The 13,015-nt window shown below is 39.1% G+C and carries 11 protein-coding genes; 10 read left to right on the forward strand and 1 reads right to left on the reverse strand.

Annotated elements, in window-relative coordinates:
- The first annotated feature begins 485 nt into the window (after positions 1–485).
- From leuS to PREBIDRAFT_RS05765, 4 genes are all read left to right on the forward strand, one after another.
- Positions 486–3,368, forward strand: a complete 2,883-nt coding sequence (leuS, locus tag PREBIDRAFT_RS05750) for a leucine--tRNA ligase (RefSeq protein ID WP_004336742.1) — start codon at positions 486–488, stop codon at positions 3,366–3,368.
- The gene (locus tag PREBIDRAFT_RS05755) at positions 3,365–4,360 is read left to right on the forward strand and encodes a YitT family protein (protein WP_004336743.1); all 996 of its coding nucleotides are present in this window, start codon (positions 3,365–3,367) and stop codon (positions 4,358–4,360) included. The genes leuS and PREBIDRAFT_RS05755 overlap by 4 nt, the downstream gene beginning before the upstream one ends.
- A gap of 64 nt (positions 4,361–4,424) precedes the next feature.
- Entirely contained in the window at positions 4,425–5,411 is a 987-nt protein-coding gene (locus PREBIDRAFT_RS05760; RefSeq protein WP_004336744.1) for a YitT family protein, read from the forward strand.
- Positions 5,412–5,414: 3 nt separating this feature from the next.
- On the forward strand, positions 5,415–5,993 hold the full coding sequence (locus PREBIDRAFT_RS05765; RefSeq protein ID WP_004336745.1) for a non-canonical purine NTP diphosphatase: 579 nt from the start codon (positions 5,415–5,417) through the stop codon (positions 5,991–5,993).
- A 116-nt stretch (positions 5,994–6,109) separates the two neighbouring features.
- On the opposite strand, the gene PREBIDRAFT_RS05770 is transcribed toward PREBIDRAFT_RS05765, so the two are convergent.
- The gene (locus PREBIDRAFT_RS05770; protein ID WP_004336746.1) at positions 6,110–6,712 is read right to left on the reverse strand and encodes a DUF4254 domain-containing protein; all 603 of its coding nucleotides are present in this window, start codon (positions 6,710–6,712) and stop codon (positions 6,110–6,112) included.
- A 400-nt stretch (positions 6,713–7,112) separates the two neighbouring features.
- Here PREBIDRAFT_RS05770 and PREBIDRAFT_RS05775 point away from each other — a divergent pair, with 400 nt between their 5' ends.
- The 6 genes from PREBIDRAFT_RS05775 to PREBIDRAFT_RS05800 all read left to right on the forward strand — a co-directional run bounded on the left by PREBIDRAFT_RS05775 (position 7,113) and on the right by PREBIDRAFT_RS05800 (position 12,928).
- Positions 7,113–7,349 carry an acyl carrier protein gene (locus PREBIDRAFT_RS05775; protein ID WP_004336747.1) on the forward strand — a complete coding sequence of 79 codons (237 nt, stop codon included), beginning with the start codon at positions 7,113–7,115 and terminating at the stop codon, positions 7,347–7,349.
- Between the two features lie 84 nt (positions 7,350–7,433).
- Entirely contained in the window at positions 7,434–8,696 is a 1,263-nt protein-coding gene (gene fabF / locus PREBIDRAFT_RS05780) for a beta-ketoacyl-ACP synthase II (RefSeq protein WP_036862163.1), read from the forward strand.
- Positions 8,686–9,687, forward strand: a complete 1,002-nt coding sequence (rnc, locus tag PREBIDRAFT_RS05785) for a ribonuclease III (protein WP_004336749.1) — start codon at positions 8,686–8,688, stop codon at positions 9,685–9,687. Before fabF ends, rnc begins: the two co-directional genes overlap by 11 nt.
- Before the next feature lie 303 nt (positions 9,688–9,990).
- Positions 9,991–11,292 (forward strand): IS1380 family transposase, encoded by a 1,302-nt coding sequence (locus PREBIDRAFT_RS05790; protein ID WP_004339461.1) that lies wholly within the window; start codon positions 9,991–9,993, stop codon positions 11,290–11,292.
- A gap of 514 nt (positions 11,293–11,806) precedes the next feature.
- On the forward strand, positions 11,807–12,289 hold the full coding sequence (locus tag PREBIDRAFT_RS05795) for an RNA polymerase sigma factor (protein WP_004336277.1): 483 nt from the start codon (positions 11,807–11,809) through the stop codon (positions 12,287–12,289).
- A 33-nt stretch (positions 12,290–12,322) separates the two neighbouring features.
- The gene (locus PREBIDRAFT_RS05800) at positions 12,323–12,928 is read left to right on the forward strand and encodes a hypothetical protein (protein WP_004336282.1); all 606 of its coding nucleotides are present in this window, start codon (positions 12,323–12,325) and stop codon (positions 12,926–12,928) included.
- Positions 12,929–13,015: the final 87 nt, after the last annotated feature.

Consider the following 13,015-nt stretch of genomic DNA (forward strand, 5'->3'; position numbering starts at 1 on the left):
TTTTACTTTTTAAAAGATCATAGATTATAATTTAAAGAGTGATTATACTCTAAAATATTTAGCTTTATCTCATTATAGGCTGGTTCTATAAATTAGCTTTGTTAGATTTTGAGCTTATTTTTGAGGTCAAAATGCAAGAGAGTGAAGGAGTGTAGCGAGCTACACGACTGAACGAACTTATATTTTGAACCAAAAAGAAGCCAAAAGATAACAAAACGTATTTCATAAAAATTTAATGACTATATACGGTGGTAATTTATAGAACCAGCCTATAACTATTAAATCAAGAAGTTAATACTAAATTCTTTAACTCCTATTTTAAAATCTTCTCACTAAATTTTATTCACTAAATATTTAGGTTAAAGAAAGATTTAGTAATTTTGCAAATTACAATATAAGACACAGCTAGCTGGCTAATAAATAGCAGATAAGCGGGTGTTTATGAGCAAAAAAACATAGAAGAAATAATAACGATATATTCAAAAATGGATTACAACTTTAACGACATCGAGAAGAAATGGCAAAAGAAGTGGGTGGATAACAAAACCTACAAGGTAGTGGAAGACGCAGATAAAAAGAAATTTTATGTGCTGAATATGTTTCCTTACCCTTCTGGAGCAGGGCTTCATGTTGGGCATCCTCTAGGTTATATAGCGAGCGACATCTACGCTCGTTATAAGCGTTTGCAGGGCTTCAATGTGCTAAACCCTATGGGATACGATGCTTACGGGTTGCCAGCCGAGCAATATGCCATCCAGACAGGACAGCATCCTGCTATAACAACAGAAAAGAATATTGCTCGCTATCGTGAGCAACTAGATAAGATAGGTTTCTGCTTCGATTGGGATCGTGAGGTGCGTACTTGTGATCCTAAGTATTATCGTTGGACACAATGGGCTTTCCAATATATGTTTAAGTCGTATTTCGACAATAATTTGCAGAAAGCACAACCCATAGAAAAGCTCATTAAACACTTCGAGCAAAAAGGCACCGAAGGACTCAACATTGCTCAAAGTGAGGAACGAAGTTTTACTGCTGCTGAATGGAATGCTATGAACGAGCAGGAGCAACAGCAATTGTTGATGAACTATCGCATTGCTTACTTGGGTGAAACAATGGTAAACTGGTGTCCAGAACTAGGCACCGTGCTAGCCAATGACGAGGTGGTAAATGGTGTAAGTGAGCGTGGTGGTTATCCTGTTGTTCAGAAGAAAATGAAGCAATGGTGCTTGCGCGTATCGGCTTACGCACAGCGTTTGCTTGACGGACTAGACAATGTAGACTGGACCGACTCTATAAAAGAAACTCAGCGCAACTGGATTGGTCGCTCAGAAGGTACTGAAGTAGTATTCCAAAGCCTTACTCCTCAAGTTGAAGGCGCACCACGTAAGGGCGAGTTTACGATCTTTACAACTCGTGCCGACACCATGTTTGGTGTGTCGTTTATGGTTTTAGCACCTGAAAGTGAACTTGTTGAAACCTTAACTGCTGAAAGTCAGCAGGCAGAAGTAGCTGAATATTTGGCATACGTAAAGAAACGTACCGAGCTAGAACGTATGTCTGACCGCAAGGTAACGGGTGTGTTCTCTGGTTCATACGCTATTAATCTATTCACTGGCGAGGAAATTCCTATTTGGATTTCAGAATATGTTTTGGCTGGATATGGTACGGGTGCTATCATGGCTGTACCTGCACACGATAGTCGCGACTATGCTTTCGCTAAACATTTCAACCTTCCTATCATTCCTCTCATTGAGGGAGCTGATGTAAGCGAAGAGAGTTTTGATGCAAAAGAGGGAATTGTAACCAATTCGCCATCGGAAGGAAAGCCGAGTACAGACGGATTTACTTTGAATGGTTTGACTATCAAAGAAGCGATTGCTAAAACCAAGGTATTTGTTACAGAGAAGCAGTTGGGTCGCGTAAAGACCAACTATCGTCTCCGTGATGCTATCTTCTCTCGTCAGCGTTATTGGGGTGAACCATTCCCAGTATATTATAAAAATGGTATGCCTTATATGGTGCCTGAAGAGTGTTTGCCATTGGAATTGCCAGAAGTAGATAAGTATGAACCAACAGAAACGGGCGAACCACCATTAGGTAGAGCTACTAATTGGGCTTGGAACGAGGCAGAAAAGAAAGTAGTGAGCAAAGATTTGATAGACGAAAAAACTGTTTTTGCCCTTGAATTAAACACAATGCCTGGTTTTGCAGGTTCTTCGGCTTATTATCTTCGTTATATGGATCCCAACAACAATGAGACCCTTGTAGGAAAGAAGGCAGGTGAATATTGGCAGAATGTAGATCTGTATGTAGGTGGAACAGAACATGCTACAGGACACTTAATTTATAGCCGTTTTTGGAATAAGTTCTTGTTCGACTATGGATTTAGCTTCAAGGAAGAACCATTCCAAAAGTTGATAAATCAGGGTATGATACAAGGTCGATCTAACTTTGTATATCGCATCAACACAGAAGATCACAGCAAAGCACCTGTTTTTGTATCATTGGGTAAGAAAGATCAGTATGAGGTAACACCTATCCATGTAGATGTAAACATCGTTCATGGTGATATTTTGGACATAAAGGCATTTAAGGCATGGCGTCCTGAATATCAAAATGCTGAGTTTATCTTTGAAGATGGTTCTCAAGAGCAGGTAGAAGGCGCACAATATAAGTGTGGATGGGCAGTTGAAAAGATGTCGAAGTCGATGTTCAACGTGGTCAATCCTGATGTAATCGTCGATCAATATGGTGCCGATACCTTGCGTTTGTACGAGATGTTCCTCGGTCCTGTGGAAGCTTCTAAACCTTGGGATACTAATGGTATCGATGGTTGTCATCGTTTCTTGCGTAAGTTTTGGAAGTTGTTCCAGCAAGAGTTAACCGATGGGGAACCATCAAAAGACTCGCTAAAGAGTGTTCATAAGCTTATCAAAAAGGTAACATCTGATATTGAAGCTTTCTCTTACAATACGGCAGTAGCAGCCTTTATGATCTGTATTAATGAGTTAGGTCAGCAGAAATGCAACAACAAGGAGCTATTAAAGCAGCTTATCATTGTCATTGCACCATTCGCTCCACACATTGCTGAAGAACTTTGGGAGCAGATGGGAGGCAGTGGTTCGGTATGCGATGCTGAATGGCCTGCTTACAATGAAGAATATTTAAAGGAGAACGAGGTGCAACTTACCGTTTCTTTCAATGGTAAAGCTCGCTTCCAAATGCTATTTGCTGCCGATGCAACCAATGAAGAAATCGAGAAAACTGTTCTCGCTAATGAAAAAAGTCAGCAATATATCGCAGGCAAAAATATTGTGAAAGTAATCATAGTTCCTAAGAAAATTATTAATATTGTACTGAAATGAGTAATGTAACGCTAAGAAACGAAATTAAAGATTATATCTTTATCACATTAGGACTGTTGCTTTATGCTGCTTCATTTACAATCTTCTTATTACCGTATGAAACGGTAACAGGAGGTGTTACAGGTGTTGCCGCAATTGTCTTTTACGCCACAGGATTTAAGATTCACTACACTTACATGATTATCAACGTGTCCTTACTGTTGGTTGCATTAAAAGTACTAGGGTTTAAGTTTATGGTGAAGACCATCTATGCTATTGTTGCCCTATACTATATGCTAGAATATGCGCAAGTGCTGATGCCGATGGACGCTGGTGGACATTACATTAAGATTCTAGGAGAAGGGCAAGCATTTATGTCAATGGTGGTAGGATGCTGTCTTACAGGTACTTCGCTAGCTATTGTTTTCTTAAACAATGGTAGTACAGGTGGCTCTGATATTGTAGCGGCAGTTGTGAATAAGTATAAGGAAGTATCATTGGGGCAGGCGTTAATGCTCCTTGATATCTTTATTGTTTCAAGCTGTTTCTTCATTCCACAGTTTGGTGATATAGCCGATAGGGCACACAAAGTGGTGTATGGCTTGTGTACCATTGTTATTGAATGTGGTATGCTTGACCTTATTTATAATCGCCGACGCTCATCAGTTCAGTTTATGATATATTCACGAAAACATGAAGAAATAGCAACAGTTCTTTCTGATGAAACAGAACGTGGTATGACTATTCTTGACGGGCATGGATGGTTTACAGGTAAAGATATTAAGGTTATCTGCCTGCTTGCACGCAAAAATGAGAGCGAAACGATCTTCCGTCTTATCAAAATGACCGATCCTAAAGCCTTTGTTAGCCAGAGTGCCGTCATCGGAGTATATGGAGAAGGATTTGATAGCATCAAAGTTAATGTAAAAAAGAAGCATGAAGAAATGCTTCGGCAACGCTACAATGAGCATACGGAGATACCTACTATTACACCTAAGAATATAAAAAGCTAGCTGCTTTAAAATATAAAACCTAACTTTTCTCTCATAATGAGAGATGCTAAAAACTTCTAATGATATGATAACTGCGAAACAACAATTGATCTATAGCGAAGCCAAGGATTATCTTATGATAACCCTTGGCTTGCTACTTTATATGTCAGCATTCACCGTTTTCCTAATGCCTTATCAGATAGTAACTGGTGGCGTAATGGGAATTGCGGCATTGTTCTATTATGCTATTGATATTCCTATAGACTGGACCTATTGGGTTATCAACCTTTCTTTATTAGTGGTAGCACTAAAGATAATGGGATTTAAATTTATGATGAAGACCGTTTATGCTATCGTTGCGTTAGGTGTTATGTCTAAATATATTCCTGCTATGATGCCTGTCGATGCTCATGGACACTTTATAAAGGTACTTGGCGAGAATCAAGGCTTTATGTCTATGGTCGTGGGATGCTGTTTAACAGGTACATCTCTAGCTATTGTATTCTTAAATAATGGCAGTACTGGAGGTTCTGACATCATTGCCGTATGCGTAAACAAGTACAAAGAAATTTCCTTAGGTCAGATATTGACATTGATGGACATATTTATTGTGGGTAGTTGCTTCCTCTTTCCTGAGTTTGGAGATATATCTGACCGTGCCTATAAGGTAATATATGGTCTTTGTACGATTGTTATTGAGATGAATATGCTTGACTTTGTTTATAATCGTCAACGCTCATCCGTTCAGTTTATGATATACTCACGTAAGCATGAAGTTATTGCCGAGGCTATCTCAAATGATATAAACCGTGGTATGACAATACTTGATGGACATGGATGGTACACTGGATTCGACATTAAAGTGATATGTTTGCTGGCTCGAAAGAATGAGAGTGAACGCATCTTTCGCTTGATAAAAATGCACGATCCCACTGCTTTTGTCAGCCAAAGTGCCGTAATCGGTGTATATGGTGAGGGCTTCGATCATATTAAAGTGTCAGTAAAGAAAGAACATGAGAAGATGATTCGTAAGCGGCAAGAAGAGAAAAAATTACAAGAACAAAATCAATAGAATATGAAAATAGTATTCGCTACCAATAATACACATAAACTTTCAGAGATTAAAGAGATACTAGGTGAGGGGTTTGAGGTGGTTTCCTTGGCAGATATTAATTGTCATGAAGATATTCCTGAAACAGGAACAACACTAGAAGAGAACGCAAGAATTAAGTCGAACTATGTGGTAACTAATTATCATCTCGACTGTTTCGCTGATGATACGGGCTTAGAAGTGGAGGCATTAGGTGGTGAACCGGGCGTATATTCGGCACGCTATGATGAAACAACCGATCATGATAGTGAGGCAAATATGTGCAAGTTGCTCCGTAAACTAGGTGATAACACCAATCGAAAGGCATGCTTTCGCACCGTGATCTCATTGATGATCAATGGTAAAGAGCACCAGTTTGAAGGCATTGTAGAGGGCAATATTGCTTTTGAGAAGAGTGGTTCTAATGGTTTTGGCTACGATCCTATCTTCATTCCAAAGGGTTATGACAAGAGCTTTGCTGAACTAGGCGAGGGTATTAAAAACCAAATATCGCACAGGGCAAAGGCTGTTCAAAAGCTAGCAGCATACTTAAAGAAGCTATAATGCTACAAGATGAGAAGCTAGCAGCATATATAAAAAGAAATAATAACAACGAATAAGGGTTGCAATGAACATTATTGCAACCCTTATTGTATGCTTATTGTGATGTGATTTCTACCTTATTTCTTATAAAGGATAGGGTTAGTAGTAGGATCATTATACATTTTCATCTGGCGATATACCTTCATATACTTGTGTCCCGACTTAATATCGTCAAGCAATTGATCAATAGCCGTATTCAAATCTTGCTGCTGCTCTAACAAAACTGCTAGCTTAGCCTTACACTTTTTGATATGTTCAGCCGATGCATCAGTGCGCTCTGTCTGTTCCTGCATGTGATAGATTTTCAAAGCAAGGATAGATAAACGATCAACAGCCCATGCTGGACTCTCTGTGTTTATAGTAGCATCTTCGGCTGGGCGGACATCAGAATATAGCTGGCGGAAGTAAGAATCAATCTGCTCTACCAAGTCAGTTCTGTCCTGATTAGAATGGTCAATACGGCGTTTTAAGCTCATTCCTTCTTCAGCATTGATGTGAGGATCGCGAATAAGATCCTCGTAATGCCACTGAACAGTGTCAATCCAACACTTTAAGTAGAGGCGATTCTCTATAGAATCACGATCGTAAGGATTGTTAATAGGCGTGTTTACATCATCTGTAATGTGATAATCCCTAATCGCTTGATTAAAAATTTTATTGCTATGTTCTGTAAATGACATTATTGAAAATTGCTTATATTAATTTAAATGCAAATATATAAGAAATTCTGCAATATTCAAAATAAAAACCATCCTTTTTCTTTTTGCACACCACAACTATATATTACTAAGAATAAAAGCTACACAGCTATGCTAACAAGTGATAAGCACCCCACTAAAGAAGTTTGTTAAATGCGTATTAATAAACAAAAGTATAAGTATTATTTGAATAAAATTATATAAGCCATTGATATCCCGATAGATAATAAAATAAGAAAAAATATTGCACAATGATATACCATTTGTGCAAAGAGAAGTGCTTTTTTAAGAAAAAAACTTGCACACATGGAAAAAAGATTGTTCCTTTGCAGCCGAATTTTAAGTTTGACAATTAATAATTAAACATTTTAAAATTAAGACTATGTCAGAAATTGAATCAAAAGTAAAGGCTATTATTGTAGACAAACTAGGTGTAGACGAAGCACAAGTAAAGGCAGAAGCTAGCTTCACAAATGATCTTGGTGCAGACTCTTTGGATACTGTAGAGCTAATTATGGAATTCGAAAAGGAATTCGGTATCTCTATTCCAGACGAGCAAGCTGAGAAGATTGCTACAGTTGGCGATGCTATATCTTACATTGAGGCTAACGCAAAGTAACAGCCTTAGCAAAAAGAAATACCAAGCAAAACTAAGATTTTGCTTGGCTTTTTTGTTTTTAGCTTAACTTATAAATTCAACTTAATGGAATTAAAAAGAGTAGTAGTAACAGGATTAGGCGCCGTAACTCCTTTAGGAAACAGTCCTGAAGAGACATGGGAAGCTATGCTTTCTGGTAAGAGTGGTGCAGCTCCTATTACTTATTTTGATACTTCTTTGTTCAAGACAAAATTTGCTTGTGAAGTAAAAGACCTTAATATTAACGACTACATTGATCGTAAAGAGGCTCGCAAGCTCGATCGTTATGCCCAACTAGCTATTATCAGTGCTATTCAGGGTGTTAAAGATTCGGCTATGGACTTAGAAACTATCGACAAGAACCGTGTAGGCGTTATTTATGGCGTTGGTATTGGCGGTATCAAAACGTTTGAAGAGGAAGTGGGCTATTATGCAAAGAACCAAGAAAACGGTCCTAAGTTTAACCCATTCTTTATACCAAAGATGATTGCCGATATTGCATCGGGTCATATCAGCATTATGTTCGGTTTCCGTGGTCCTAACTATACCACAACATCAGCATGTGCCTCATCTAGCACAGCACTAGCTGCTGCGTTCAACCAAATTCGTCTAGGTAAGGCAGATGTTATCGTAGCTGGTGGTGCAGAAGCAGCAATCACTCCTGGTGGCGTTGGTGGCTTCAATGCTATGCATGCGCTATCTACTCGCAACGATGATCCTCAAGGGGCTTCACGTCCTTTCTCAGCATCACGCGATGGCTTTGTAATGGGCGAGGGTGCTGGCTGTATTATTCTTGAGGAACTTGAGCATGCTAAAGCACGTGGTGCAAAGATCTATGCAGAAATGGTTGGCGAAGGCGAGTCGGCCGATGCACACCACATCACAGCTTCGCATCCAGAAGGTCTTGGTGCAAAACTAGTAATGACAGCAGCCCTTAACGATGCAGGTATGACAGTAGAGGATATCGACTATATCAATGTTCACGGCACTTCAACTCCTGTTGGCGACATTTCTGAGGCTAAAGCCATTAAGGATTTGTTTGGTGAAGCAGCTTACAAGCTTAACATTTCGTCTACAAAGAGTATGACTGGACACCTTCTTGGTGCTGCAGGTGCTGTAGAAGCAATGGCTTGTGTGTTAGCTGTAAAGAACGATATCATTCCTCCTACCATCAACCACAAGGACGATGATCAAGATCCTGAATTGGATTATAACTTGAACTTTACCTTCAACAAGGCTCAAAAGCGCGAGGTTCGTGCTGCTCTTAGCAACACTTTCGGCTTTGGTGGTCATAATGCTTGTGTGGTTTTCAAGAAGTATGCTGAATAAAATATTCGATAAAATAAAGCTCCCTTTCCGTAAGGAAAAGGAGCTTTATTTGTCTTTATACCAGATTACGGGGCTTATTCCTCACGACATCTCTTACTATAAAACGGCACTTTTACACAAAAGTGTGTCTCGACGCAACGAGAAAGGAAAACTCGTAAACAATGAACGACTAGAATTTTTAGGCGATGCAGTGCTCGACTGTGTTGTTGCCGATATTGTTTACGAACGCTTTCCTAACAAGCGCGAGGGTTTTTTGACGAATACCCGCTCAAAGCTTGTAAAGCGAGAAACACTCAATAAGGTATCGACAGAGATGGGGATTGACAAGATGCTAAAGCAAAACGGACACACCGTAACCCACAACTGTAACGTTGCTGGTAATGCTTTTGAAGCCCTGGTAGGGGCACTCTATCTTGATCATGGATACGATGCTTGTATGAACTTTATGCGCAATCGTGTTTTTGGACACTTAGTGAATGTAGAGAAGATGGCTTATAGAGAAATGAACTATAAGTCGAAGCTCATTGAATGGACACAGAAAAACAAAGTAACGGTTATTTTCGACGAAGTAAATACCTCTACCGATGAGAACGGAAATCCTGTCTTTCTAGCTCAAGTTATCATTGGTAACGTGCGTTGTGAAGAAGGAAAAGGCTTCACGAAGAAGGAAAGTCAGCAGAATGCTGCAAAGCAAACTTACCGACGAATAAGAAAAGAACCCAGTTTTGTAGAACTTATCCTTACTCAATCCGAAGCTGAAATAAAGACAGAAGAAACAGTAACAGAACCGCTTCTTACAGCTACATCCGAACCTATTGAGCAGAAAGAAGATGCTATGGCGAATGGTTCTCTTACTACAGAGCTTTTAGACGAAACTACAGAGAACTTAAATGACTCCGTAGAAAGCTCTATGGTAAGCGCTGAAGCCCTTATTACTGTTACAGACGAACAAACTAACACGCAAGAAGTTGCAGCCCATACAGAGGCTTAAAATGTGCCTTCTTTGCGTTTTTATAATGATAAATCCGATTAAAAGCCTTAATAAAGAATACTTTTAATCGGATTTGTTTTGCTATTGATCAAATAAGCTGAGTCAATAAAAACATTATTCTTTATTCAGTAAAAGCTTAGCTTTCGTATATGAATCTATTATCTTTTATCACCTTAATTCCGCAGCATAAATTCTTGTAAGAACTCCAAGTGCCTGAGAAACAAAGTTCTCAAAACACTTGGATATGTCAGAAATTTCACCTATCTTGGTGCTGTAAACATAACAAGTAAGCAAATATCTGACATGACAAAGGTAGCAATTAAAAACGAGAATATCACTTCTTTCGTTGGAATTTATCACATTATGGACGTTTTCTCAAAGTTGGGCTTTGAAAAACTTACCGAATCCGTATTGGGCAAACGTGGAAGTAGCGGCAAGGCATTCAGCCATGGAAGTATTTTCGGCTCTCTCTTCTTCAGCTACCTTTGTGGTGGAGAATGCCTTGAGGACATCAATGCACTTATAGGGCAGTTCAAGCAGAGACCTGATACGCTGTTACCCGGTGCCGACACAGTTGGGCGCGGACTGAAGGAGCTTGCTGAAGAGAACATTATTTACAAGAGCGAAATCTCCGGCAAGTCTTACAGTTTCAACACGGCAGAGAAGCTGAACACCTTACTATTACGGATGATACGGAGAATGGGGCTTATAAAGGTGGGCAGCCATGTTGACCTGGACTTTGACCACCAGTTCGTTCCAGCCCACAAGTTCGATGCTAAGTATTCTTATAAGCAGGACCTTGGCTATTTTCCTGGTTGGGCTTCCATTGGGGGAATCATAGTCGGAGGTGAGAACCGTGACGGAAACACCAATGTGAAATTCCATCAGGAGGACACGCTCCGTCGCATTATGGACCGTGTAACCTCAGAACTTGGTGTGGTAATAGAGCGTTTCCGTGCTGACTGCGGGTCGTTCTCAAAGGAAATCATCCAAACCGTAGAGCAGCGCTGCAACACGTTCTACATTCGTGCTGCCAACTGCGGCAGTCGCTACGAGAATTTCCAACAGTTGAAGGAATGGAAAGACGTTGAGGTTGGCTATGAGAAATGCGATGTCACATCCATCAGCATAGACAGCTTGATAGAAGGAAAGTCATACAGGCTCGTCGTACAGCGTAGTCCTTTGAAAGGCAAGGATGGCAGTGAGCAGACGGATATGTTCGGAGTAATATACACATACCGCTGTATCCTCACCAACGACTGGGTGTCTACCGAGAAGGACATCATTACGTTTTATAATGAACGTGGAGCGGGTGAAAAGAACTTCGACATACAGAACAATGACTTCGGCTGGTCACATCTTCCATTTTCCTTTATGGCTGAGAACATGGTTTTCATGATGGTTACCGCCATGCTGAAGAACTTCTATCTCTATCTCGTCCGTCATATCAGCGATAAGGTCAAGCCATTGAAAAAGACAAGCAGGCTGAAAGCCTTTATCCTCCATTTTGTCAGCGTGCCAGCAAAATGGGTGAGAACGGGAAGGCAGAACGTTCTGAACCTGTATACAAATAAAACCTACTACTCAGAAGTCTTCCTTGAATAAACAGTATTTCTTTGTGGTTTTAATATTCCCCATTGGTTTGGGTGGGGGATTTTATGCTTAGAAAAAACCCAAGAAACACCGAAGCATCTCATATCAACATATAGAGTCCCAAAAAGACACCTCAACATATAAAATTTTCTCACAAGAAAAAATACTGCGGAATTAAGGTATCACATAAACGATGATGTTTAATAATAAAAAATAATTTATTTTTGATTTGTTTTTAATTTATTTTTAATCCAAAAATAAATTAAAAATGCAAGCAAAAGATTACCTTTTATCACACAAAAAATAAACTATTACTACAGAAAAGATGATGTTTAGCAAAACGAATGATGATGTTTTATATAAGTCATTGATAATCAGATAGCATTGAATGTAGGATAAATAAAAAAGGGATTATCCATAAAAAAGTCCGTGTGAATAATTATCTTTGTGCGTATATTTTTTCTGTTATTCTGTAGTTTTCTTGCAGATCGTTGCGTCTAAAGGATAGAACAAAAACAAAATGAAAATGGAAATTCAGCAAAACGAAAAGGACTTTGCCCAGCTAGTCCGAGAACATAAGACGACGATATACACAGTCTGCTATATGTTCTCGAAGGATGAGGACGAGGTAAACGATTTGTTTCAAGAGGTTTTGGTTAATCTTTGGAAAGGATTAGGAACCTTTAAAGGTGATAGCGATGTGAAAACATGGATCTATCGTGTGGCATTGAATACTTGTATTTCGCAAGATCGCAAGAAGAAACGTCAAAAGACGGTGCCACTTGCTATGGATGTTAATCCTTTTACCGACACCGATGCCGACTCGAAACAGGTGCAAGCACTCAATCATCGCATTAGCAAGCTACAACCATTCGACCGTGCTATTGTTTTGCTATGGCTTGAAAATATGAGCTATGAGGAAATAGGAACAGTGGTAGGAATATCTACTAAGAACGTTTCCGTCCGACTATTCCGTATCAAAGAACAACTAAAGCAGATGCAAGACTAAACCAATTACAGAACAATTAAAAAGATTTTTATTATGGAACAGCAAAATAATCAATTAGAAGAGATGCGCCAGCAGTTCGATATATTAAAGGGAAAGCTCAGTGATCAGCAGATAGTAACCAATACGATGATTCGTAAAGCGATGCTTAACAAGATGTCTTTTATGAAGAAATATATATGGATGTCGTATTTTGCATTGGCTTTTATTTACCTTTCATTTTATTTCTTGAGAGCGGTATTAGATCTTTCATGGTGGTTATATGGTTTCACTTGTTTCTTTATGACAGTGGATATCTTGTGTGATTACTACATAAATCGATACACCAGTGATGAATTTCTAAATGATAATCTTTTGGAAACAAGGGAACACATGGTTAAGCAGCATAAGTTAAGACGCCTTGTTATACTATCAGGTATGGTATTCTTGATGGTTTGGATGCCATGGTTCTTTTATGAAATGTATCAAGGTATCGTTGTAACAGGTCCTGATCATAACTTATTCTTCTTTCAAATCATGGCTGTTGGTAGTAATATTGGTGGTATTGTTGGTTTGATAGTGGGATTATCTATCTACTTCAAGATGCAACGCATCAATAAGGAAATCATTGCTCAGATAGACGAACTGAAGAAAGGAGAATAAACTCTTAAAAATTAAGACTCCCTAATTTATTATATGAACTAGATAATAAATTAGGGAGTCTTATATTATTTTAGTCTATCAGATGAT

Origin of the sequence: Prevotella bivia DSM 20514 (assembly GCF_000262545.1) — a bacterium.
GTDB lineage: Bacteria > Bacteroidota > Bacteroidia > Bacteroidales > Bacteroidaceae > Prevotella > Prevotella bivia.